The following is a 25,292-nucleotide window of genomic DNA, read 5'->3' on the forward strand; positions in this document are numbered from 1 at the left end:
TTTTCGGCTATTTATACTTTGTTTTAAGCCATCTTAAACTTTGCCTTCCACCATCAACCGGTTTAAATTTACACCTGTTTTCTCTGAAACTTTAATGCTGCTTTATACTTATACCTGCACTTAAAGCCGTTACATATCCTGACGCATTGCCAACCTGTTATGTATCATCCAGTTTTTCACTCTTAGCAGAGTTAATTTATAAGTATAACTTTACCTTTTCAAACCGAGGAATTATTTATGAGACCTATACTTGGCGCACTACTGCTGGTAATTTGTATGGCTTTAAACCTGCAGGCGCAGGATGTATACGTACCTTACGACCGCGATACCTACCACCTGATAGACCGCTACCAGATAAAGTATGGCCAGGAACTAGAGAACCTGCAATCTAATGTAAAGCCGATTGGCCGCCAGGAAGTAGCAAAGCTTGCCGAAGTTAGCGCCATGAATGCCCAGACAGCAGCCGATCAGTTTAACACCGCTTACCTGCTGAACGACAACTGGAATTATACCGACCAGGAAAATAACCGCAGCAAATGGAAGTTCCTGAAATACTTTTACCTCAACAATACAGATCTATACCATTACGAGAGCACGGATAAAGATTTTTCGGTGCGTGTTAGCCCGGTAATGCACCTGGAGCTAGGCCACGACAACCAAACCGATGGCGTGCGCTATGTGAACACACGCGGTGTGCAGCTGGAAGGAACACTGGATGGCAAATTCGGCTTTTATACTTTTATTGGCGAGAACCAGGCACGTTACCCGGGTTATGTAAACGACCGTATTCTGCGCGATGGCGTGGTGCCACACGAAGGTTTTTGGAAACGGTTTAAAGGAGACGGCTACGATTACATTAATGCCCGGGGCTATTTAAACTATGCGGTTAGCAAGCACGTGGAAATACAGTTGGGCCACGACCGCCACTTTATGGGCGATGGCTACCGTTCGTTGTTATACTCTGATTACGCCCCGCCGGCCTTTTTCCTGAAACTGAATACCAAAGTATGGCGCCTGCATTACATGAACCTTTTCCAGGAGCTTACATCTGATTTCGTACGCGGCGGAGGCGATAAGCTGTTGCCTAAAAAATACATGGCCCTGCACCGCCTTGGGATAAACATTACCGATAATTTTAACATAGGCGCTTTCGAAACTATAGTTTTCGCGCGTGGTAAAGGCCGCTTCGAGTTACAGTATTTAAACCCGGTTATCTTTTATAGAAGTGTTGAACATGGCTTGGGCAGCGAAGACAATGCCATGCTGGGAACAGACTTCCGCTGGAACATTGCCAACCGTGTGCAGCTGTATGGCCAGCTGATGCTGGATGAATTTCTGCTACGAGAAGTAAAAGCGAAGAATGGCTGGTGGGCAAACAAACAGGCCGGCCAGCTTGGTGCTAAGTATATTGATGCATTCGGTTTATCTAATTTTGATTTGCAGGGAGAAGTAAATGTTATCCGGCCTTATACTTACCAGCACCGCAGCCAATCGAGCAACTATCAGCACTATAAACAGTCGCTGGCACACCCTAACGGCGCTAACCTCTACGAGCTGATAGGGATTGTACGTTACCAGCCGCACCCACGCCTGAACCTGACCGGCAAAGCCATTGCCACCCGTTACGGCCAGGATGTGATCTCGTTTGCTGATACTATAAACTGGGGCAATAATGTAAATCTCTCGTACGAGCTGCGGCCAACAGACTATGGCCACGAAATTGGGCAAGGCATAACAACCAACCAACTGCACCTCGACCTGACGGCTTCTTTCCAGTTCCGCCACAACGTGTTTGTAGATCTGAAACAGATTCTGCGCCGCACCGACGCCGAAGATAATTTACTCGACAAGAACACAGCTTATACTTCAGTAGCTTTCCGCTGGAATATTCCGCAACGCCTGCACGAATTTTAACCTGCATAAACAACTAATACTAAAAGGAGCTTCAGAAGAGGCTCCTTTTTTATTTGCCTGCTCATTCACATTATTATAGTGCAGCAACACATAGCTACACACTTTGCACATAGTTGTAAAATCACATTCACTAAATGGCTATCTTTGCGGCAGCAAACAGCAATTAATTATCTGTTTGCCTTAAAATAAGCTTTTATACTTTAATCCCTCCGGATGCTGCAGCTCAGTACTCAGTAGCTATAAGCATTGATTAGTTAATCCGGGGCCTTATACTTTATGAAAACCTATCTCCGGATACTGCAATACGCCAAGCCTTATAGCCGGTTTGTTCCGCTTTACACGCTTTATACCATTCTGGGTATCATTTTCGGCCTGTTCAATTTTACGCTCATCATTCCGTTGCTCAATGTATTATTCGGGCAGGTCGGTGCCGATGAAGCCGCTATCATGACAACGCAGCGCCCAGAATTTGCCCTGAACATCGAGTTCTTCAAAGATTTCTTTAACTACTATTTCGGGCAGGTTATACTGGAGAATGGCCGACAGGGTGCTTTACTTTTTGTTTGCTCCATTGTGGTAGTTTCAATTTTTATGGCCAACCTGTTCCGGTACTTGGCATTCAGAATTGTTGGGGAGCTACGCGCGCATGTGGTAAGAAATATGCGAAAGGCAGTGTACGAGCGTGTAACACAACTGCACCTGGGCTACCTTTCCAACGAGCGTAAAGGCGACCTGATGACGCGCCTTACAGTGGATATACAGGAAGTGGAAAGCTCGGTAGTAAGTACGCTAACAGTAATCATCCGCGAGCCTATTTCTATCATTGCCTTTTTCGTGCTGCTGTTTAGTATGTCTGTAAAGCTCACGTTATTCACACTTATTTTACTGCCGGTATCAGGCGGCATTATTGCAGGCATTTCTAAAAGGCTGAAACGCAAAGCAAAACAAGGCCAGGACTCGCTCAGCTTTATACTTACTATAATTGATGAAACACTGAGCGGCATGCGCGTTATCAAGGCTTTTAACGCCGAGCCTTTTATACTTAACAAATTTCACAACCAAAATAACCGCTACGCACGCATACAGCGCTCTATTGCAAACAAGCGCGACCTTGCCTCTCCCCTCTCTGAATTTATGGGTGTAACTGTTGTAGCCGGGCTTTTATACTTTGGCGGTACGCTGGTGCTTAACAACGAATCGGAGCTTTCGCCCAGCGAGTTCATTACCTACATTATACTTTTCTCGCAGGTGCTGGTGCCGGCCAAGGCAATGTCATCGGCGTTCAGTAACATCCAGCGCGGCCTGGTTTCCGGTGAGCGGGTATTGCAAGTAATCGATACAAAGCCGCAAATCGTGAATAAACCGAATGCGAAAGAGCTACCTGCTTTTGAGCACCAGATCGAGTTTAACAATGTTTCGTTTGGCTATGGCGATAAAGCAGTACTGCAAAACATTAACCTGACAATAGAAAAAGGAAAGACTGTAGCGCTTGTTGGCCCGTCGGGTGGTGGTAAATCAACCCTGGCAGACCTGATTCCGCGCTTCTACGATCCTACTTCCGGCAGCATACTTATTGACGGGCACGATATCCGGGATTATACCATGGAGTCGGTACGCGATAAGATGGGCGTAGTAACACAGGAGTCTATACTTTTCAACGATACTATTTTTAACAACATCGCGTTTAACAAGACCGATGCCACCGAGGAAGAAGTAATAGCAGCTGCCAGAATTGCCAATGCCCATGATTTTATCATGCAAACACCGGATGGTTACCAGACCACGATTGGCGACCGCGGCGGCAGGCTTTCGGGTGGTCAGCGGCAGCGCATCAGCATAGCACGGGCCATACTTAAAAACCCGCCTATACTTATACTTGACGAGGCAACTTCTGCCCTCGATACGGAATCGGAAAAGCTGGTGCAGGAAGCGCTTACCAACCTGATGAAGAACCGTACTTCCATCGTAATTGCCCACCGACTCAGCACGATACAGCATGCCGATGAGATTGTGGTACTGCAACAAGGGCAAATTATAGAACGCGGCAGGCACGAAGATCTGCTGCTTACCAGCGGCCTTTATGCAAAATTAACTCAGATGCAACTAACAACATAGTAATAATCCTATATAACACAGCACCATACATTGAATTTTGCTTTCAAAGGGGAAAATGTAACCAAATAATCACATTTATTTTTTAGATTTAGTTACAAGAACAAGCACCCAACTCTAACAATTAAAAGCATGAAAGCAATCAAAACAATTTTCGATGTTCTGGTAGTAGCCTTTGTTTTATTTACAGCCCTGCTACTTACCGCTGTACTTGATGAGAACGAGATTTTCAGGATTACTTCCGAAATCCAGCGCCTTAACCTTTACATGTTGCTGGTAGCAGCAGGAAGTGGCCTGGCTATAGTTAAGCTCCTGGTAAATAAACTATACATAAACGCCGTAAAGCACGACCTGCACATGGCGCAATTAAAAATAAACGAACTGAAAGCTGACCTGTACGAAAAACGACAGGCTTTTAGAAGCAACAGCTACCGCCACTCCATGATGGAGGAAGCCATAGCCAGCTAATAAATCATAAAAATGAGCAATACCATACTTACAGAGCTAACAGAAGCTCAGAATACGCTTACCAATTTTATCGCTGACCCGGCTAACATTGCCGCTATAGAACAGGCTGCCACAATAATGGGCGATGCCATACTTGCCGGCAGAAAAATTATTTCGTGCGGCAACGGCGGCTCTATGTGCGATGCCATGCACTTTGCCGAAGAACTAACCGGCCGCTACCGCGATAACCGCAAGGCTATTCCGGCTATTTCTATTTCTGATGCCAGCCACATGAGCTGCGTGGGCAACGACTATGGGTACGACTTTGTATTCTCGCGCTACCTGGAGGCCTTAGGCAATAACGGCGATGTATTGTTAGCTATAAGCACCAGCGGTAACTCGGGCAACGTGCTTAAAGCTGCCGAAACCGCTAAAGCCAAAGGCATGAAAGTAGTAGGCCTGACGGGTAAAGATGGTGGCAAACTGGCTCCGCTCTGCGATGTAGAAATCAGGGTACCACACACTGGCTATGCCGACCGCGTACAGGAAATTCATATTAAAGTAATTCACATACTTATACTGTTGCTGGAGAAAAGGTTGGTGTAAGTTATACTTCAGTAACAAGACACAGCGCAAATATTATTGCGTATAAAAGGGAGGTAACTACAAGTATAGTTGCTTCCCTTTTATACTTTATACTATCATGTACAGATTTATACTTTACTTTATACTTGTTCTGCTACTTGGCTCCTGCGAAAGCCGCCGCCAGCCAGAGCAGACAACAGGAACCACTTCAACTTCAGAAAAGACAAATAAAACGGCAGCTATACCTGCGCCTACAAAACCTGCCAGGCCTGCGGCCACGCAAAAACCAGATTCCTTATTCATGATTGTACCGGGCCAGCGGATAGGGCAAATAAGTTTAGGCGAAACGGCAGAAATGGTAAACAGTAAATTAGGCCAGCCTGATAGTGGCGATGCAGCTATGGGTAAAGCCCTCACTTTCTGGATAAATCCGGATGAAAAGAAAGTACGACAGTATGTAGCGGTATACTTTGTGCGCAGCACAGATGGCGCAGCGGAAGCCATGCGGGCACAACAGATACAGGTTTCTTCTCCGGCTTTTAAAACCCAGCACGGCCTTGGCACTGGCAGTAAGCTCAGCAACATCAGGGGCAAGTATAAATTGCAGCCAATGGCTTATTATACCAACGAAAAACAAAAACAGGTATACATTTACGATGATGAAGACCAGGGCATTGCCTTTGAGGTAACCACCCCCGACAGCCTTTGCACAGCCATTACTATACACAAAGCCGGCGAAAGTATAACCGATACCTACCTGCCCCTGCACCCCGACATGATACGGCTGAAAGAATAAGTTTTTGAGGAACTACGAGAAAGTAAAACAAAGCCGGTATTACTTGGAATCAATTAACTTTGAGCTTTGTTGCGTCTCAAAATCATCCAATTTATACTTTAACAGGAAGCATGCTTATTAAGACGTTTGGCAGCGCCGTGCAAGGGGTTAATGCCTACACCATTACCATAGAAGTTAGTGTAAGCGCAGGTACAAAATACTTTTTAGTAGGATTACCCGATAATGCAGTTAAAGAAGGCGAGCAGCGCATAGAGTCTGCCCTTAAACAATACGGCTACAAAATGCCACGGCAGAAAGTGGTTATCAACATGGCACCTGCCGATATCCGCAAAGAGGGCTCTGCCTACGACCTGACAATTGCAATGGGCATAGTAGCAGCCTCCGGACAGATAGCTTCCGATAAACTTTCGCAGTATATGATTATGGGTGAGCTTTCGCTGGATGGTTCGTTACGCCCGATTAAAGGGGTACTGCCTATTGCTATACAGGCCCGCAAAGAAGGTTTTAAAGGATTTATACTTCCAATGCAAAATGCCCGCGAAGCTGCCATTGTTAATAACCTGGATATTATAGGCGTAGAGAACATAAAACAAGCCATCGAATTTTTAGATGGACAGCGTCACATAGAACCTCTTATAGTTGATACCCGCGAAGTATTCCAGAACAGTGCCGATCAGTATGCCGCCGATTTTGCCGATGTGCAAGGGCAGGAAAATATTAAACGCGCGCTGGAAATTGCAGCCGCCGGTGGCCATAACGTGATTATGATCGGCCCGCCGGGAGCAGGCAAGACCATGCTTGCCAAGCGGCTGCCCTCTATACTTCCGCCACTATCCATGCACGAAGCACTGGAAACTACCAAGATACACTCGGTTGCAGGCAAATTAGGTGAGGCAGGCTCTTTGCTTTACACCCGTCCTTACCGCGCACCACACCATACTATTTCAGATGTGGCATTGGTTGGCGGTGGCGGCATTCCGCAACCCGGCGAAATATCATTAGCGCATAATGGTGTGTTATTTTTAGATGAGTTGCCGGAATTTAAAAGAACAGTGCTGGAGGTTATGCGCCAGCCGCTGGAGGAACGCAAGGTAACCATATCGAGGGCTAAAACCACACTCGATTTTCCGGCTAATTTTATGCTGGTAGCTAGTATGAACCCTTGCCCCTGCGGCTATTATAACCATCCGGAGAAAGAATGTGTATGCGGATCGGGTGTTGTGCAACGCTACCTGAACAAAGTTAGCGGCCCTTTACTTGACCGCATAGACTTACACGTGGAAGTTACGCCTGTTACATTTGATGAGATGACTGCCACCCGCAAAACGGAAAACAGCCAAGATATACGCGAAAGGGTAGTAACAGCGCGTCGCCTCCAGAACGAACGCTTTAAAGAAGTGCCGCACATATACTCCAACGCCATGATGCCGTCGCAAATGGTAAAAGAAATCTGCGAAATAAACGAGGCCGGAAAAGCACTGCTAAAAACTGCAATGGAGCGGCTTGGGCTTTCTGCCCGCGCTTATGACCGCATCTTAAAAGTAAGCAGAACTATTGCAGACTTAGCCAATAGCGAACAAATAAGAATTGAACATTTAGCAGAAGCTATACAATACCGCAGCCTCGACAGAGAAGGATGGGCCGGATAAGCCAACACATTAGTAAACACATGTAAACCAATGTTTTAAAAAAGGCAACAACTACTTAAGTTGTTGCCTTTTTCGTATAACAAGGTAGCCAATGTAGTAATAATGCAAGCATTGGCTTCATAACAAAAGTATAATTATGTTATACTTTTATAAAAAGCATCCGTAAGAGGCATACATCAGACAAGTGCAGGCCTTTGTTGTTGATTTGAGTGTTTGATCTATTATCAGTTAACCAACTTTACTATGAAGAAAACAATTCTATTATTCGTTTTTGTGCTGGCAACTTTTGCAGCTGCCCAGGCACAGGCTCCGCGCATAGGTTTGCGCGCGGGTCTCAATTACTCTGGCTTCGAAGGCGACGATGCCGATAACCTCGGCGTTGATGATATGATGTTTGGCTTTCATGCCGGCTTAACTGCCAACGTACCCTTGGTAGAAGATTTCTTTTCTGTGCAGCCTGAAGTTTTATTTTCTAAAAAAGGCGCTGAATCTAAAGATGATGATGTGAAGTATAAGTTAAGCTACATCGATGTTCCTGTACTTGCCCGCGTTAATGCAGGCCCTATTTATTTTGAAGGCGGCCCGCAGGTTTCTTTCAGAATAGGTGGCGATATTGAAGTGCAAGGCACCAACGTAGACGATGACCTCGATCAGTTTAAGGCTACAAGCTTAGGCTATGCTGCCGGTTTAGGGTTAGGCTCTACTCCGCTTGGCTTAAGTGTGGGCGTGCGTTATAACGGCGACATTTCTAAAATGAACGACAATGACAATGCCCCTGAATTCAGAAATTCCGTTTTCATGTTTACAGTAGGTTTTAACATACCTACCAGATAATTCCGACATTAGTACAAATAAAACTATGAACACAAAAGCCCGGCTATAGGCCGGGCTTTTGTGTTTTCTAATACACCTAAAGCTCTGCATATTTTTAACACCTCAGGTTGTAAAGTATAGCTAATAAAATTTACATTAGTACTTGATTTATAGTTCTTCTTTTTGAAACCATAAACTTAAAGTATACTTATGAAAAAATTTTTACTGCTTTCGGTCTTGTTCACAATCTTAGCCTTTTCATGCTATGCACAAAAACCAAGTATAGCGTTTAGGTTGGGCGGCAACTATTCCAATTTCTCCGGCTCCGATGCAGAAGAGCTTGACCTGAAAGGAATCTGGGGTGGCCATGGGGGAGTTATAATAACTGTGCCCGTTGTAAAAAATTATGTCGGTATTAAGACAGATATTATTTACTCTATGAAAGGTGCCGCAACCGAAGATGATAGCCTGCGCATTACCTTAGGTTATATTGATATGCCCATCCTGGGCCAACTAACAGCTGGCCCTTTTTACATGGAAGCCGGACCTCAGCTTTCTTTTAAGGTAAGCGATAATTTTAAGAACGAGAGTGGCCGCACCGATCTTGAAAGTATAAACAACAGTTTTAAGCGCACAAGCCTAAGTTATGCAGCAGGCGCCGGCATCCGGATACCTGCTATAGGTATGAGTATTGGCATGCGCTACAACGGAGATTTATCTAACCTGGTAGATAATATCGATGACAGGGAGTTCAGGAATTCGCTGCTTATGCTTACAACAAGCTTCGGCATCCCGAGCAAATAAGCCCCTGTTTATCTAACAAAATCAGTGCAATTAATTTTTTTGCTGAAATTTTTTAAGGTTCGTACTCAGCGAGTTGCGAAGCAAGTATAGCTATTTCTTAATAATTCGCATCTTTTCATATCCAAAATGCCGTATACGTTGCGTTACATGGTACGAAATGTGTTATCACAAGTATCAAAACAAAACTTAACAATTATGAAGAAGCTATTATTTTTAATCGTATTTGCTTTTGCAACCGTATCGGCGGCACAGGCTCAGAATGTAAAATTTGGTGTAAGAGGTGGTGCTAACATCTCTAACCTGTCTGGCGATTTACGCGATGAAGACAGATTTGAGAACAAGGTTGGTTTTCATGCCGGTGCTACACTTAACTTTGGTATAGTTGATGATTTCTTCTCTATACAGCCAGAGTTGCTTTACTCTCAGAAAGGCTTTAAGAACAGCGACAGCGAAGTAACTATCTTAGGCCAGACCAGACGCCGCGAAGGTAAAGTAAACTATAACTACTTAGAGCTACCTGTGCTGGCACGTATTAAGGCTGGCCCACTATACTTTGAAGGTGGCCCGCAGGCATCTTACCTGTTAAGCGTTAATAACGAGACAAAGACTTACGTGAACAACAACCTGCAGTCTACTACCCGCGACGAAAACAGCAAAGAAGGTTTAGCTGAATTTGAATTAGGTTATGCCGCTGGTATCGGTCTTGCAGCTGGTAATGGCCTGAGCCTGGGTGTTCGCTACAACGGCAGCTTCAGCGATTTTGTAGATGAAGATGTAAACTTTGAAGGCGACCTTACTAACGCACGCCACTCAACTATAATGGTTACACTTGGCTTTACTCTGCCATCAGCCAGATAATTTAATTTCTGCCAATATTGAAAAAGCCCTGCCTTAGTGCAGGGCTTTTTTTATGCTTTATACTTCGCGTTTAACTATTTAGCAGCTACTATAGTACAACATAGCAGAGCCAGTTTATACTTCAACCTATCTGCTGTAAAACTATGAAAGCATTTATACTTCCGATTGTTCTTATACTTTCGTTGCCGGTACAGGCCCAGTTCTTTCATGTAGGTGCAAAGGCGGGTGGAGGATTTTCTAATGCGCTTGGCAGCGATGCAAAATCGAATGTAAACTATAAAGCAGGTTTACATTCGGGGCTTATACTTAACCTTGAGTTCTCGCCAGTTTTCGCTACCCAGCTAGAACCGCAATACAGCACCAAAGGCTTTACATACGACGATTATCCTACTGAACAAGGCGAAGCTTTAGCCGGAGATGTTGCACTTCGCTACTTAGAAATACCATTAATAGCCCAGGTAAAAAAGGCCTCGTTATTTGCAGAGGCTGGCCCCTACATTGGTTTTTTGCTGAACACGAAGAGCGATGTGAACAGGCTGCAACTACAACCTGGCCAGGAACCCATCATATTAGGCGAACGGGAGTTTATAACAGATGAGTTCGAAAAAATAGATTATGGTTACGCCGTTGGCGGCGGACTTATACTTGATACCGGCTTCTTTGTAAGTGTGCGCAACACCGGCGGCTTCAGTTCTTTCTCCAAAGACCTGAACCAGCGTAACTTTAACTGGCAACTATCTATTGGCTACATTATGCCCAGCCGCGCTGCCAGTAATTATTAAAGCAAAAGCCTTCCCGACGTCTTATCAGAAAGGCTTTCGCTTTGAAGTATAACTTCCGATTTTATTTATTCATTTCAGCGTAGTGCTTATAGAATAATGGTATAGTTTCGATGCCTTTCATAAAGTTGAAAACACCGAAATGCTCGTTTGGCGAATGTATAGCATCTGAATCAAGTCCGAAGCCCATCAGCACAGAATCAAGGCCAAGCTCTGATTTGAACATAGCCACAATCGGAATAGAGCCACCGCTGCGTACCGGAATTGGCTTCACACCAAATGTTTCTTCGTATGCTTTAGATGCTGCCTGGTAAGCTACCGAGTCTGTTGGGGTAACAACCGGCTCGCCACCGTGGTGTGGTTTAACCACAACCTTTACACTTGCCGGAGCTATACTTTCAAAGTGCTTCTGAAATTTTTCAGTAATCTCATCGGCTGTCTGGTTAGGCACCAAACGCATCGAAATTTTGGCATAGGCTTTAGAAGCGATCACAGTTTTGGCACCTTCGCCTGTATAACCTCCCCATATACCATTCACATCAAGCGTTGGCCTGATCGAGTTGCGCTCCATTGTGCTGTAACCAGCTTCGCCATGAACATCGCCCAAATCCAACGCTTTTTTATACTTCTCCAGGTCAAAAGGGGCGCGGGCCATTTCGGCGCGTTCTTCCTGGCTTAGCTCCTGCACGTTATCATAAAAGCCAGGTATAGTTATGTGGTTGTTCTCGTCATGCAACGAGGCTATCATCTGGCAAAGTATGTTTATCGGGTTGGCTACTGCGCCACCATAAAGTCCGGAGTGCAGATCACGGTTCGGGCCCGTTACTTCTACCTCCACATAGCTCAGGCCACGCAGGCCGGTAGTAATAGATGGCACATCGTTAGCCAGCATACCTGTATCCGAGATCAGGATTACATCGCCTTTCAGTTTTTCTTTGTTGTTCTTTACAAAGGTACCCAGGTTAGCAGATCCAACTTCTTCTTCACCTTCTATCATGAACTTCACGTTGCAAGGCAGGGCATTGTTTTTCATCATTACCTCAAACGCCTTTACGTGCATGTACATCTGGCCTTTGTCGTCGCAGGCACCGCGGGCATATATTTTGCCGTCTTTAATTACCGGCTCAAAAGGCGGCGAAGTCCATAGTTCGTAAGGGTCGGCTGGTTGTACATCATAATGCCCGTATACCAGCACGGTTGGCAAATTCGGGTCGATAATCTTCTCACCATACACGATGGGGTAACCTGCTGTTTCGCAAAGTTCCACGTGGTCGGCACCGGCCTCGCGTATTTTTTCGGCTACAAACTCTGCCGTGCGAATCACATCCTGCTTAAATTTCGGGTCAGCGCTTACAGACGGAATGCGCAGCATATCCAGCAGCTCATTTACAAATCTGTCTTTGTTTTCGGAGATATATTGGTTCATGCTTCAGAAACTTGGTTTTGGCTTAAAGTTAATAAAAAAAGCCACCCCTGTTTAAAGGATGGCTTCTTCTTATGCTAAGATTTTATACTTACTTTTTACGGCCCAGCTTAATATTGGCTTTGCTCTCCTCGCCGGTAAGCAGGCGGTTTATGTTTTTGCGGTGCGTTAATACTACCATGGCAAAAAGCACAAAACCAAATATGATAAGTATAGGGTTATCCGGGTGAAAGCGCGGCAACAGTAACAGAATAGGAAAAGCCAGCGCCGCGATCATAGAACCCAGCGAAACATACTTTGATGTAAGCAGCACAATCACAAAGATCAGCATGCAAACCAATGCAACCTGAGGTTGTATGGCCAGCATCATGCCTAGTAACGTTGCTACTCCTTTTCCGCCTTTAAAGCGCTCGTACACCGGGAAAATGTGCCCCACTACAGCTAACGCACCAAGTATAAGCTGAAAAATTACCAGGTTATCCGGTTCAATCGCATTAAAGATCACAAGCAAACCGGCAAGCGACGTAGCTACCCATCCTTTAAAAATATCGATGAGCATCACGATTGTTCCCGGCTTTTTACCCAACACGCGGAAGGTGTTTGTAGCACCGGAGTTACCGCTGCCATGCTGCCGTATATCGATGCCATAGTATGCTTTACCTAACCAAACAGCTGTAGAGATGGAGCCTATCAGGTAAGCGGCAATACAAAGTATAGCAATCAAAAGTAAATCCATGTAATGTAAAAATATATGTATGCTGCCCCTGTAACCAAGCCTAATGCAAATTAGTGCAAAAGCCTGCATCCCGTTTACGGCCCGGAAGGGGCTTCAAATATAGTTATAACTTAATTTAAACGCCAAAGACTTTCCGTTGTATACGCTTATATTAAGATTACTGGTTATTTAACTCCCCGCCCTGGTCTTCAGCAAACGGGTCGTTTTTCTTATTCTTTTTCTTACGGCCTTTCTCTTTTTTAGGAGTTGCTTCTTCTTCGGTAAAATCAGCGCTCTTACCTCCTTCGTCTATGCGCGGCTGGTCTGCGGCTATTTTAAAACCATCTTTGCCTTTCAGGTAATCATATCTGAACTGCTCAATAAACTGGTTTTTCTCAATAGCTTCGCCGGCATAAATGCCATACTTGGTGCTGGTGCCCCGGCCGCCTTTCGACTTAGAACGTACCGCTTTGTTAAACTTATCATCCGACGAAGCCAACGTAAGGCCATTTTCAAAGAAGCTGAAGTAGTACCAGGTATACGGGTCGGCCTGCAAGTATAAATTTACAGCCGGTTCACCGTTCATGTCCTGGCGCATTTCCAGGTAACCATCCAGCTGGGTGTTTACATCTTCTTTTAGCATACTGGCCAGGCTTATTTTACCAACGCTATACCAGGCGTTTTTCTCGTTAGACCAGCGCAGGTTTACTTTATTAAGTATAAGGCTTCGTACCAGTTGCTTAGATACTTTTGGCAGTGGCACGTGGCCTGTTGCCGTTTGTTGTATGTAATCGCGCACGCCACGGTTGCCAATAAACTCACCTAACTTGTAAAGCGTGGCATCGCTGCCATCCATGGCCTCTACAGCCCCAGCCGAGTTGCCCCGAATATTACCAGCCATTGCAGTAAGTGCCTGAGCAGGCATGGTCATGTCGAAAGCCAGGAAAGCATCCAGGTTATAACGGCTGCTATCTGCGTTACCGGTTCCGTTACCAGATGCTGTTATTTTAAAATCCTTGTTCGTTTTCAACGGGTTAAGTTTTCCTTCGAAGCGGAAGGTATTAGCAGCTTCGTTGTATAACAGAACATTGCCTTCGTAAGAATCGCCATAGGCACGCTCTTCGCGCCCCATTTTAAACTCTGTTTTGCTCTTATCATACGAGAGCAGGCCATCCACTACAAATAAGTCCAGGTCTTCGGCATCCTGCTTTTTAGACACAAACGTGTTGTATAGTTTGGCTGAAGATTTAGATATGTGCAATCCGGTATAAAGTGGCGTGCCGTCGGTGGCCTGCATTTTCTTTATCGGGATGCGTATATTTTGAGGGTTAAGAGAGTCTTTCTTATATGGGAACCAGTCAGAGTCGGATCCTTTGTCTGAGAAATTAAACTTCAGGTCGCCATCAAAATCCAGGTACTGCAATGGTGCATTCATAGTTACCTTACCCCGGTACAGTGTTCTCGGGAAAATATAGAACGGCTTTGCCTCACCTATATTGGCAACGGCGTGGGTAAATACCGGCCCGTTTTTCTTGCCTCTCGGGTTTGAGTAAGTAAAATCGGAGAACTGCAGTTTAAAGGAATCTGCGGCTGCGTTGGAGTAATCATGTATGGCGCTGCCTTTAAAAGCCTTGCGCGAAAGCACGTCTATGTTTCCGGCGTATAGTTTATGGTACTGCTGCACAGAATCTGTTAGAATTTTGGCATTACGCAGTGTTTTTATCGTTGCATCTGCCGCTACCGATACTTTTCCGCTATCAGGCACTACATAAGAATCTGCTACTGCAATATAAGGCACACCACCTGCGCGTATCACATTATCCTTCAGGTTATAATCGCCGCTAGCAGCCATAAACTGTAACGAATCCTGCTGCGGGTGCATCGAGTAGAAGTAGTTTTTAGCGTTATTTTCGTCTGCTTTCAGCGTAACTTTCTGCGCTTTAATATCCCACTTGGCACTACTCATAGAGGTTTTATACTGCGCTTTCGGGAATTCTATACTTGCTTCGCCTTTCTTCTCGATCTCGAAATCTACCTGGCCTTTGGTAAGGTCGTATGCAAACTGTACGCCATCTGCTTTTATACCTGCCTTACCTGCCACATCCGATTTTACAACCATCTGGGCGTGCTTACCGCTGAAACTGCGTTGCTTAATTGCTAGGTCGGCGGAGGTTACCGTAGCTGCAGGGTTTTCCATAATACCACTGCCATACATGCCCCCCGGTGCTAATTTGGCTACCCCTTTAAAGGCATATTGCTCCTTAAATACCTGCATAGGTTCTTTTTGGGTTTGCAGGTACATGGTATCCGCTTTTGGCAGCCAGTTCATATTAAAGCCGGTTAAAGTTGCTACCGGAAACTCGCCCCCTCCTATTTTACCTTCGGCTATACTTGCTTTGGTGCCTTGTTTTGTAACTACTGCATTCTGGTAGTAAGTATACTTCGGAGATTCTAGTGTAGCAGTCAGGTACTTCAGTTTGCCTTTGCTCTGGATGCCTTCGGAGTTCATCATGATGGTATCAAAAACAATTCCTTTACCACCAAAAGCCGGCAAACCAGCAGCGGATGGTTTATAGTAAAAGCCCAGTGTTTCGTCGGGCATCATCTGCAGTTTTGTTTTGATGGGCGGAAAAATACCCCCGGAGTTAAACGTACCATCAAAAGCAACCGCCCCTTTGCCGGCACTCAAACTATCCAGTTTAAAAGGCGGCATATCAAAGAATACGGTGCTGTCGTAAGCACCACCCAGTACATCGGGTCTGTTAAAGGCTACACGGGCACCTATCGGGGCATCGAATTTAGGGTACTCCGGAAAAAAGTCTTTACCCGATTTGTTATTGGGCTTATTGATATAAAGTTTGCCTGATAATTTTCCGCCTTTACCGGTCAGCACCTGGTCTGTAGCTTCGCCGCCTGTAGCGCGGCGCTTTTTCGAAACCATGGCAATTGTATCCAGCTTCTGCAAATCAATCATGAACTCGTCGTAATTAAACTTGAACTCATGGCCTTTAAAAGCAAGGCGGCTGGCATATACCTGCCCATCGAACTCGATATCGCGGTTTTTTAATACCCTGATCTCGCTATTCTTCGGAAGCACATACACTGCTGACGTATCGTTGTTAAAAGTTATTTTTTTAACACCGCGCACGGTGAGTTTATTATCAGCGAGGTTAAGTGTAGCATTGCGGCCAGATGGAACTACAGATTTTATGATCAGGTGGTCGTAGTCGTTTTTCTTGCGCGATGAGCCTACATAATGCCAGGCTTTTGGTTTCAGCGCGATGAAGCCCGACTGTGGTTCGTAGTTCAGGTAGCCCTCGCGCGACAGGTTATTGGCCGCCTCTTTTATAGCCGACTCATTTATTTTATTATAGTTTGAGACTTCAGAAGCGTAAAACTCATTTGTCTTCGCTTTTGCTGCATAAGCTACCAGTGCCTGTAACGGGTGAAATGTGGCAACACCTACCAATTGCTGGTATCGGTTATTAGAATAATATTGCGTAGACTCGAACTGTACTGGGATAAGTGTTTTGGTATTCAGAATAGAGAAATTCACATCCTGTGTGTTCAGATCCCAGTGCAGGCGCTCGGCTACAATTTCGAGTTTATGGTAGGTATCGTAAAATGGCGTGCGGCTAAAAGGGCCTTTGTCTTTTGTAAGGATAAGCTCCTTGTTTGTCTTGGAGAAACGCAGCTGCATAGCCGGGTGCGTAAGCGAATCTTTCTGCTGGTAAATGGCTATAGAAGCGCGGTTTGCCAGAATCAGCGAATCGTTCATGGTATAGCTACGGGCCATCGACCTGAATTTGCGAACACCATCCTGCATAACTACTATCTCCGAAAGGCTGCCATCTAAAGAATTACTTCCGGCGATATTGCCGGTTAAAGAGAAGCCTCCTTTATAGGCAATATTATTGGTATGAGTTCTTACTTTGGCGTTATTAGTAAAGGAGGTAAACTTTGGGTATGGGTAGTTGCCGCTTTTACGCTTCCCACTGATCATCTCGAAAGCGCCTTCTACCGGCTCTTCCAGCAAAGCAGGATAGGTGAGTGTAACATCCGGCGCTTTAAAACCTGCAAACGAGATATCAAACGCATACTTCCGAAGTATAACCGAAGCCGGCTTACCATCGGGTTGCCAGTCATAAGAACCGCCTTCGCCCACAAACAGGTTACGCGCAAGCATCAGTTGCCCGCTTGTATTGTTCACCGAAACAGAATCCCAGGGGGTAACAAAAGTGAGCGTAGTGTTTTCGAGTTTAAGCGTAGGACCATTAACTTTAGGCATGGCAGGTATAAACCGCTTTTTTATACTTTCCTGCCGGTTTTTGCTGGCTTTTTTACTGTCTGCTTTTTTAGGTTGCTCGGTTATAGTTCCCCAACCATCGTCAGTGGCAGTTTCATCTTTGGTAGCGGCTTCATCGTCCCATGAAAAATCGTCCCATTCGCTGTTATTCTCAGTTGCCTTGGCACCGTCTTTTGGCGAAGCACCACCTTCATAAGCAAAACTGATGGCACCACCCGAAGTACGCAAAGTATAGTATGTATTCTGGAAAAGACGGCCAGACGACAAGTATAAGCTTGAGGTGTGCAGGAAGCGCTCCAGGTTTGTCATTTCTTCCTGTTGCACAGCTTTGTCAGTTACATCCAGCATGTTATCGAGGGCGCTGCCACGGAGGTTGTGGTTATTAACGCCAGCCACCACCATCGTATAAAACTGCTGGAAGTGGGGCTTGGTGCGCAAACGCTTGCGGTACATGTGCTGGCTGATCTTGATCACATCCTGCTGCTGCTTATTTGTTAGCTTTCCGCTGCTCCAGATTTCTTCCAGGTCAGCGGAAAGCTTTTCGGCATTTTCAACTTTACCCGCTAACAGCATCGCCTTCGCTTCGCCAACAAAATCTGCAGGTTTACCAGAGAACTTTGTCTGTGCCTGCGCCGTCAGAATCGTTAAAAAAAAGAATAAGGGTAAAAGTTTATGCCTCATAGGGTAAAAATTAGTTGTGTTTAAAAAGAGCAGACACCCAGTTATTTTTCGTGCGGTGTGAAATATATGTCAGGCCGAGTTCCGTGGCTCGCTCCTGTATCATAGGCAAATCTTCGGTATAAAAACCGCTTAGCAACAGCCAGCCTTCCGGCTTCAGCACAGCCACATAGGCAGGCATATCCTCGAGCAACACGTTGCGGTTAATGTTGGCAAGTATAATATCGTAAGGCTGGTCTCCTTTTATAGTTTCGGCACCACCCAAACGTACATCTATACTTCCGTAGCCATTAAGTTCAGCATTCTCGCGGGCATTTTCTACTGTCCAGTCTTCTATTTCTACGGCTACAATTTCAGATGCGCCCAGCTCGCCGGCCATAATAGCCAGTATACCTGTGCCGCAACCCATATCGAGTACGCGCTTGCCTTGGTGGTCCAGCGTCAGCTGGTTCTCTATCATCAGGGTGGTGGTTTCGTGGTGGCCCGTGCCAAAAGACATTTTCGGGTTGATTACGATATCATACTTTGCAGCAGCCGGTTTCTCGTGAAACGATGCCCTTACAGATACTTCGCCTCCAATAAAAAGCGGTTCAAAGTTGCGTTCCCACTCCTCGTTCCAGTTCTGGCGCTCTATCTTTTGTGTAGTATAAGTTACCTGCGAAAAATCAGCATAGCGGTTAATTACTTCTTCCAGCGCTTCCTGGCTATACTTGTCTTCGTCTATGTAGGCGCTGAAACCTTCTTCGTTTTCAACAAAGGCATCAAAACCTAATTCGCCAAGCTCGGCTGTCAGGATGTCGGCAAATTCGGGGGTTACTTTTAAGCTTACTTCTATAAAATCCATAAAAATTAATTATTCGCGGCATGTGGCGTAAGAGCGCACATCAGTAAAGTGCACTGTAAAATCGGCAAAATTGCGGTTATCGGTTACGTAAATAATGTGGTCGGCAAAGGCTTTGTTAGGTGTGATGTACCAGATGGCGGTAGCATCGGCAAAAAGCTTGTTGTTTTCGCGGTAAACCACCATGTTGGCAAAAGCCTCTTCTTCATTCAGAAACACGGTATAAGCAGCTGTATTTTTATACTTGGGGTCGCGCTCCAGGTAAACGGAGCCATAAATCTGGCAAAAATCCTTACCAGTTGCCACGGGTAATGCAGGCGTTGGCGCTTTCATAAGCGAGAAAAGCGCAAGTATAAAAGTGAATAATACAGGCATAGGCCTAAATTTAATCAAAGTTAACCAGATGCGCTAACAAAAAAGGCTGCTGATGCAGTGCACCGGCAGCCTTTTTAATTTTATACTTTAACTTTTAGAAAGATTTAATGATATCGGCGAAGTCTCTTGATTTAAGCGAAGCGCCACCGATCAGGCCGCCATCCACATCTGGCTGGGCAAAAAGCTCTCTGGCATTACCCGGGTTGCAGCTACCGCCATATAGTATAGAACAGTTAAAAGCAGCTTCGGCATCGAACATACGGGATAGTTGCTCACGAATATAGGCGTGCATTTCCTGTGCCTGCTGGCTGCTGGCTGTACGGCCCGTACCGATGGCCCAGATTGGCTCATAGGCAACTACTATTTGGTCGAATTCTTCGTTGCTCAGGTACGAAAGGCTATCGTGCAGCTGTTTACCTACATAATCAAAGTGGTTATCAGCATCGCGCTCTTCCAGCGGCTCGCCGCAGCAAAAAATAGGGGTCAGGCCTTGCGCTAAAGCAGCTTTCAGTTTTTTGTAAAGTGTCTGGGCATCTTCGTGGTGGTACATGCGGCGCTCGCTGTGGCCAATAATTACATACTCTGTACCAACCGATTTAAGCATAGCAGCAGAAACTTCGCCGGTAAAGGCACCGCTTTCGTGCTCGCTTACGTTTTGGGCCGCTAGGTGCATCAGGCTGTTGCCTTGAGTTAGCTTGCCCACGCTTTGCAGAAAAGGAAACGGAGGGGCCACGATCACGGTCACATCACCGGTCACTTCGTCTTTCACCATGTTATCGATCTCCGACACCAGCGAAAGTGCGTCCTCATATGTTTTATTCATTTTCCAGTTGCCAGCAACAATTCGTTTTCTCATGTTTTATAGTTTGATGATTGTTATACTTCAGATGGCCTGTTTTTAAACAGCATTACGGCAAGTTAGCAATTTCTATTTTTGAGCTATACTTTATACTTCTCAATTTGATGCGATAAAGTATACTTATGGCATTTGATTTCCGGCCACGCCAAATTAAACACAAAGTAAAAGCCGAAGAAAGAACAGAAACCTGCTATTTCTTCGGCTCGCTTATACGTAGGTGAACCTGATACTTTCGTTAGTCTACTACTTCAAAATTCACGATCGGGAACACATCCTTATCGCCGGTTTTGGCATTGGTAAAAGACAATTCAAGCTGCCATGGATCGGGCATCGAGATATGAGCATAATAGTCGTACAATCCAGGCACGCTTAATTGCCTGTGCTTATCGTAGCTATTTACAATTTTTATCTGGTCTTCGCCAATGGCTGCATCGCCGTATAATTTCACTCTACTGCCATCAAGCAACTCGGCTCGCAGCATTATTTGGTTTCCATTCAGGTGTTTAATGGAGTTCAGGTATTTTTCGTCAAGGGCTTCCATCACAATATTCTTTTATATAGATATCGCAGAACCCTTATAAAAGGTTTATACTTTGCCTGTTTTTTTTCAGACGATTACCCCAACAAATTTATACTGTTCTCTTACCCTTATAATTTGCCTTTCAGGAAACGGGCAGTATGGTTATCTTCCAACTTCGCCATATCTTCCGGAGTGCCTTCAAAAAGCAGGTGTCCACCGTTCGTGCCGCCTTCCGGACCAAGGTCTATCACCCAGTCAGCAGATTTAATGATGTCCATGTTATGCTCGATAATAACTACCGTGTTGCCATTCTCGATAAGCGCATTTATTGCAGACAACAGTTTGTTGATATCGTGAAAATGCAGGCCTGTACTTGGCTCATCAAAAATAAACAGGATATTCTCATGGTGTGGCTGCGCCCCTTTGGTAAGGAACGATGCCAGCTTTACCCGCTGCGCCTCGCCACCAGATAACGTGTTGCTCGACTGGCCCAAACGGATATAACCCAAACCAACATCATCCAGCGGTTTCAGGCGGTCCATGATCTTAGGCTGATCAGCGAAAAAGCCGATGCTATCCGCAATGGTCATGTCCAGCACTTCTGCTATACTTTTATCTTTATACTTGATATCGAGCACATCCTGCTTAAAGCGCTGGCCGTGGCAGCTTTCGCAAGTCAGGTAAATATCAGCCATAAACTGCATTTCTATCTTTACCTGGCCTTCGCCCTGGCATACTTCGCAGCGACCGCCCTCAATATTAAACGAGAAATGCGATGGCTTAAAACCACGCGCTTTGGCCAATGGTTGCTCGGCATACAGCGAACGAATAGCATCGTAAGCCTTCACGTATGTTACCGGATTTGAGCGCGACGATTTACCGATCGGGTTCTGATCCACGAATTCCACATGGCCTATTTTAGTATAGTCGCCCTGCAGTTTATCAAATTTACCGGTAGCTTCGGATGTGGCGCCGTGCAGTTTCTGCATAGCCGGGTAAAGTATCTTTTTGATCAGAGTAGATTTACCGGAACCACTAACCCCTGTTACCACCGTCATGACATTCAGCGGAAACTTTACACTCAGGTTTTTGAGGTTATTCTCGCGGGCACCGGTAATTTCTATCGCATTGCGCCACTTACGGCGTTGTGAAGGCACAGGCATTTCCATTCTGCCGCTCAGGTATTTGCCGGTATAGGTTTCAGCAGTTTTAACGATCTCGTCAAAAGTACCCTGGAACATAAGGTTACCACCACCAGAACCTGCTTCCGGCCCAATATCAATAAGCTGGTCGGCTGCACGCATGATTTCTTCTTCGTGCTCCACCACAATTACAGTATTACCAATCTGCTGCAGCGAGCGCAACACACCAATCAGCTGCTCCGAATCTTTCGGGTGCAAGCCTATACTTGGCTCATCCAGGATATACATAGAACCTACCAACGCGCTACCCAACGAGGTAGCCAGACTGATACGCTGGCTCTCGCCACCTGACAAGGTATTCGAAAGACGGTTAAGCGTGAGATAACCCAGCCCCACGCGGTTCAGGTAGCCTAAGCGGTTTGTTACTTCCACTACCAGTCGGTCGGCAACTTTCTGATCGTGTTCGCTTATTTGCAGGTTCTCAAAAAACTCAAGTGTTTTTGTAATCGGCAGCAATACCAGGTCAGTTATACTTTTGCCATCTACTTTTACATAGCTGGCATCTTTGCGCAGACGCGATCCTTTGCAATCCGGGCAGGTGGTGCGGCCACGGTAACGAGACAGCATAACGCGGTACTGTATCTTGTGTGTCTGGCTTTGTAAATGTTTGAAGAAGGCGTTCAGGCCCTCGAAGTATTTATTACCTGTCCAGAGTAATTCCTGCTCGGCTTCCGATAGCTCGTTGTAAGGGCGGTGTATCGGAAAATCGAAACGAATACCATTTTTGATAAGCGGTTGCTGCCATTCGTTCATTTTATCGGAACGCCAGGGCGCAATGGCACCTTCATAAACTGTCAGGCTTTTATCAGGTATAACCAGGTCAGGGTCTATGCCCAGCACACTTCCGAAACCTTCGCAGGTCTGGCAGGCACCGTAAGGGTTGTTAAAGCTGAAGAAGTTTACAGAAGGCTCTTCGAACACTATGCCATCCAGCTCAAACCTGTCGGAGAAAACACGTACATCGTCGCCATGCATGACGCGGCATTCGCCGTGACCTTCGTAAAAAGCGGTCTGCACGGAGTCGGCAATTCTGAACTGCAGGTCTTCATCGGATTTATAAACAACCGCACGGTCTATCAGAATGTATACTTCCTTGCCAAGCTTCGGCTTTTCCTGCGCCAGCAATTCTTCTATAAAGTATACCTGGCCATCGGCATAAATACGGGAGTAACCTTTCTGTAAAAGCAGGTCCAGTTCTTTAGCCAGGGTACGCTCCGGCGATAGCAGCAGTGGCGCCAGTATCATAACACGCGCTTCATCCTCCAACGAGAAAATATAATCTACCACATCGGCCACAGTATCTTTCTGCACTACCTCGCCTGAAACCGGCGAAATAGTTTTACCTATGCGGGCATAAAGCAATTTGAGGTAATCGTAGATCTCGGTGCTGGTGCCAACTGTAGAACGGTTATTTTTTATACTTACCTTTTGCTCAATGGCAATTGCCGGGCTGATGCCCTTAATATAATCAACATCGGGCTTATCCATACGGCCCAGGAACTGGCGGGCGTAAGAACTTAAACTCTCCACGTACATGCGTTGCCCTTCGGCATACAAAGTATCAAAAGCCAGCGATGATTTGCCCGAGCCCGAAAGGCCTGTAATTACAATAAACTGGTTACGCGGTAGTGCCACGCTCAGGTTTTTCAGGTTATGTACCCGTGCGCCTTTAATAATGATGTTCTGGCGGGGGTCTAATGTATCGAGGTTATTTTCAGGTATGTTTGCCATAAGAAAGTGGCCTTTGCAACAGAAGCACAACAATTTATACTTCAGGGAAAGCCCTTAAACTTGCTGTTTTTATAAGATGTAAAGATACGAATAGATAACCTCTTTTTGAAGGCCTTGGTTGCATCTGAGGCGTATTATTGACTACTACTTTACACGGAAATTTAAAAGCCGGTGCAATTTGGCCCTTGTGCTACTAAGTTGTTTACCGGCTTTGCCCATACCAAGCTATACTTCACGTAAAAGCTGTAACCTGCATTAACGCCCCTACCACCCTAACGTATTATAAATAGCTGTATATCCGAATTTTAACAATTCCGGAAATGCGCACCCTCACCTTCCGGAAAAATAGCCAGGCTACATGTGACTTATGCCTGCTTACTTCCTTCTATTACCCGCTCTTGCGGGTACGCTGCCTGTTGCTATGTGTGTGTGTGTGTGTGAGAAATGACCGTAATGCGCTGCCTCATGAAGATATTTACCCTCCTGAAAGGTATACTTATTTGTTGCCTGTTGTATATAAGCCTGCCAAAAAATGCTATTGCTCAAAATGGAATAAACCTTCCTCCAATTGAGGGTTCCTGTATAGTTGAAACGCCATGCTTATCTGTCAGAATAGACGAGATTAACCCCTCGCCTGATAACCCTGACGATTTAAGGCTCGTGCTTTTATATGACATTAACGAAGGTGGGACATGCGGCACTTTTCAGAACATCAAATCTGAAGCAACAGGAGGATCGCCTGTTAATTTAAATACTAATGAAATAGTTGAAGGCGAGCAGTTTGTAGTCTTGTTTGTTAACAGAGAAGATTTCCTGGCAGACCCTGAAATCCGGATTGATGCGCACTCCCGGGTAAGATTTGTACTGCCAATTCTTAACATCAACATTAACGTCAATATATTTTATGATATAACACTTGTAACCGGCCTGGAGCCTGGGGGCGAACCTTGCATAGCCATTGTTCCGCTACCAGTAGAGCTGGTATACTTTAAAGGCAAAACTACCGAAAGTGGCGTATCGCTGGAGTGGCGCACAGCTAGTGAAATAGATAACAAGCATTTTGAAGTAGAGCGCAGCGCCGATGGCAAAACATTTGAGCAAATCGCAATTGTGGAAGGCCATGGCAATTCAGTTACACCCATAAACTATACTTTAACTGACACCAGCCCGCTTGGTGGCACCAGTTACTACAGGCTAAAGCAGGTAGATTTTAGCGGGCCGTATGAGTATTCGCCCATCATAGCTATTACACGCGAGAGTATAAATGCCCATACCATAGAACTTAGTGTGGCACCAAACCCTTGCCAGAACGGCGACTGCACGTTGAGTATTCGCAAGCCTGCCGGCAGCCAGGAAACCAGAGTTCAATTAAAAGATATATCGGGGCGGGTAGTATATGAGCAGCTGGTAAATGGCCAAAGCGAAACAGTAGAACTACCCATGCAGGATCTGGCTAAACTTAAGGGGCTGTATATTTTATCGGCCACTTCAGGCAATGCTGTAATGCATAAACGGGTAGTGCTGGAATAAAGCTTTATATTGACCCGCATGCTTATTTAGCGTTAATAAACCGGTGCAAAAAGTATGGTAGCAGAAGCATAAATTTGAACCTGTGCCCGCCTTATACCCGTATGGAAGTTAATCACCAAACGTTATAACCAATCTATTTATGGGAAAAGGAGATAAAAAATCCAAGAAAGGTAAAATTAAGAAGGGTAGCTACGGCAACAGCAGACCACATAAACCTGGTAAAGCCGAGCAACTACACACGGCTCAGAAAGAGGCTGCCGCCACAGCTGAGTAACACACTACCAAAAGCAAACGCACCGCTTTATATACCAGGCGGTGCGTTTGCTTTTTATCTAGAAGCCATCTATTAGAAGCC

Annotated in this window: 20 protein-coding genes; 12 read left to right on the forward strand and 8 right to left on the reverse strand. The window is 45.5% G+C overall.

The genetic code is table 11. The features are described from left to right. The first annotated feature begins 237 nt into the window (after window positions 1-237). The 10 genes from LWP20_RS17140 to LWP20_RS17185 all read left to right on the forward strand — a co-directional run bounded on the left by LWP20_RS17140 (window position 238) and on the right by LWP20_RS17185 (window position 10,760). On the forward strand, window positions 238-1,914 hold the full coding sequence (locus LWP20_RS17140; protein WP_242929408.1) for a hypothetical protein: 1,677 nt from the start codon (window positions 238-240) through the stop codon (window positions 1,912-1,914). Window positions 1,915-2,190: 276 nt separating this feature from the next. After that, window positions 2,191-4,029, forward strand: coding sequence for an ABC transporter ATP-binding protein (locus tag LWP20_RS17145; RefSeq protein WP_242929409.1), 1,839 nt, complete (start codon window positions 2,191-2,193; stop codon window positions 4,027-4,029). Between the two features lie 129 nt (window positions 4,030-4,158). Beyond that, complete coding sequence (locus LWP20_RS17150; protein WP_242929410.1) at window positions 4,159-4,494, forward strand: hypothetical protein; 336 nt, start codon at window positions 4,159-4,161, stop codon at window positions 4,492-4,494. 12 nt (window positions 4,495-4,506) lie between these two features. Next, complete coding sequence (lpcA, locus tag LWP20_RS17155) at window positions 4,507-5,079, forward strand: D-sedoheptulose 7-phosphate isomerase (protein WP_242929411.1); 573 nt, start codon at window positions 4,507-4,509, stop codon at window positions 5,077-5,079. 97 nt (window positions 5,080-5,176) lie between these two features. Continuing rightward, window positions 5,177-5,854, forward strand: coding sequence for a hypothetical protein (locus LWP20_RS17160; protein WP_242929412.1), 678 nt, complete (start codon window positions 5,177-5,179; stop codon window positions 5,852-5,854). Between the two features lie 110 nt (window positions 5,855-5,964). After that, window positions 5,965-7,503, forward strand: a complete 1,539-nt coding sequence (locus LWP20_RS17165) for a YifB family Mg chelatase-like AAA ATPase (protein WP_242929413.1) — start codon at window positions 5,965-5,967, stop codon at window positions 7,501-7,503. A 243-nt stretch (window positions 7,504-7,746) separates the two neighbouring features. After that, window positions 7,747-8,337, forward strand: a complete 591-nt coding sequence (locus LWP20_RS17170; protein WP_242929414.1) for a porin family protein — start codon at window positions 7,747-7,749, stop codon at window positions 8,335-8,337. A gap of 189 nt (window positions 8,338-8,526) precedes the next feature. Then, window positions 8,527-9,120: a porin family protein gene (locus tag LWP20_RS17175; protein WP_242929415.1), complete on the forward strand. Its 594-nt coding sequence runs from the start codon at window positions 8,527-8,529 to the stop codon at window positions 9,118-9,120. 195 nt (window positions 9,121-9,315) lie between these two features. After that, on the forward strand, window positions 9,316-9,978 hold the full coding sequence (locus LWP20_RS17180; protein WP_242929416.1) for a porin family protein: 663 nt from the start codon (window positions 9,316-9,318) through the stop codon (window positions 9,976-9,978). A gap of 143 nt (window positions 9,979-10,121) precedes the next feature. After that, window positions 10,122-10,760 (forward strand): porin family protein, encoded by a 639-nt coding sequence (locus tag LWP20_RS17185; protein ID WP_242929417.1) that lies wholly within the window; start codon window positions 10,122-10,124, stop codon window positions 10,758-10,760. A 61-nt stretch (window positions 10,761-10,821) separates the two neighbouring features. Here the strand turns inward: LWP20_RS17185 and LWP20_RS17190 are convergent, their stop codons facing one another. The 8 genes from LWP20_RS17190 to uvrA all read right to left on the reverse strand — a co-directional run bounded on the left by LWP20_RS17190 (window position 10,822) and on the right by uvrA (window position 23,407). After that, window positions 10,822-12,183, reverse strand: coding sequence for a dipeptidase (locus LWP20_RS17190; RefSeq protein ID WP_242929418.1), 1,362 nt, complete (start codon window positions 12,181-12,183; stop codon window positions 10,822-10,824). A gap of 88 nt (window positions 12,184-12,271) precedes the next feature. After that, on the reverse strand, window positions 12,272-12,916 hold the full coding sequence (gene plsY / locus LWP20_RS17195) for a glycerol-3-phosphate 1-O-acyltransferase PlsY (RefSeq protein ID WP_242929419.1): 645 nt from the start codon (window positions 12,914-12,916) through the stop codon (window positions 12,272-12,274). 157 nt (window positions 12,917-13,073) lie between these two features. Then, a complete protein-coding gene (locus LWP20_RS17200) occupies window positions 13,074-17,882 on the reverse strand; it encodes a hypothetical protein (protein ID WP_242929420.1) in 4,809 nt (1,602 codons plus the stop codon). Window positions 17,883-17,892: 10 nt separating this feature from the next. Beyond that, on the reverse strand, window positions 17,893-18,723 hold the full coding sequence (gene prmA / locus LWP20_RS17205; protein ID WP_242929421.1) for a 50S ribosomal protein L11 methyltransferase: 831 nt from the start codon (window positions 18,721-18,723) through the stop codon (window positions 17,893-17,895). A gap of 9 nt (window positions 18,724-18,732) precedes the next feature. After that, entirely contained in the window at window positions 18,733-19,095 is a 363-nt protein-coding gene (locus LWP20_RS17210) for a 7(1) septoil knot domain-containing protein (protein WP_242929422.1), read from the reverse strand. A gap of 94 nt (window positions 19,096-19,189) precedes the next feature. Then, complete coding sequence (gene tpiA / locus LWP20_RS17215; RefSeq protein WP_242929423.1) at window positions 19,190-19,951, reverse strand: triose-phosphate isomerase; 762 nt, start codon at window positions 19,949-19,951, stop codon at window positions 19,190-19,192. 238 nt (window positions 19,952-20,189) lie between these two features. Next, window positions 20,190-20,495: a hypothetical protein gene (locus tag LWP20_RS17220; RefSeq protein WP_242929424.1), complete on the reverse strand. Its 306-nt coding sequence runs from the start codon at window positions 20,493-20,495 to the stop codon at window positions 20,190-20,192. 107 nt (window positions 20,496-20,602) lie between these two features. Next, window positions 20,603-23,407 carry an excinuclease ABC subunit UvrA gene (gene uvrA / locus LWP20_RS17225; RefSeq protein WP_242929425.1) on the reverse strand — a complete coding sequence of 935 codons (2,805 nt, stop codon included), beginning with the start codon at window positions 23,405-23,407 and terminating at the stop codon, window positions 20,603-20,605. Between the two features lie 465 nt (window positions 23,408-23,872). On the opposite strand from uvrA, the gene LWP20_RS17230 reads away from it, so the two are divergent. Next, window positions 23,873-24,937 carry a T9SS type A sorting domain-containing protein gene (locus LWP20_RS17230; protein ID WP_242929426.1) on the forward strand — a complete coding sequence of 355 codons (1,065 nt, stop codon included), beginning with the start codon at window positions 23,873-23,875 and terminating at the stop codon, window positions 24,935-24,937. A gap of 139 nt (window positions 24,938-25,076) precedes the next feature. Further along, on the forward strand, window positions 25,077-25,211 hold the full coding sequence (locus LWP20_RS17235; protein ID WP_242929427.1) for a 30S ribosomal protein THX: 135 nt from the start codon (window positions 25,077-25,079) through the stop codon (window positions 25,209-25,211). The last annotated feature ends 81 nt before the right edge of the window (window positions 25,212-25,292 follow it).

The organism is Pontibacter vulgaris, from assembly GCF_022758145.1.
Classification (GTDB): domain Bacteria; phylum Bacteroidota; class Bacteroidia; order Cytophagales; family Hymenobacteraceae; genus Pontibacter; species Pontibacter vulgaris.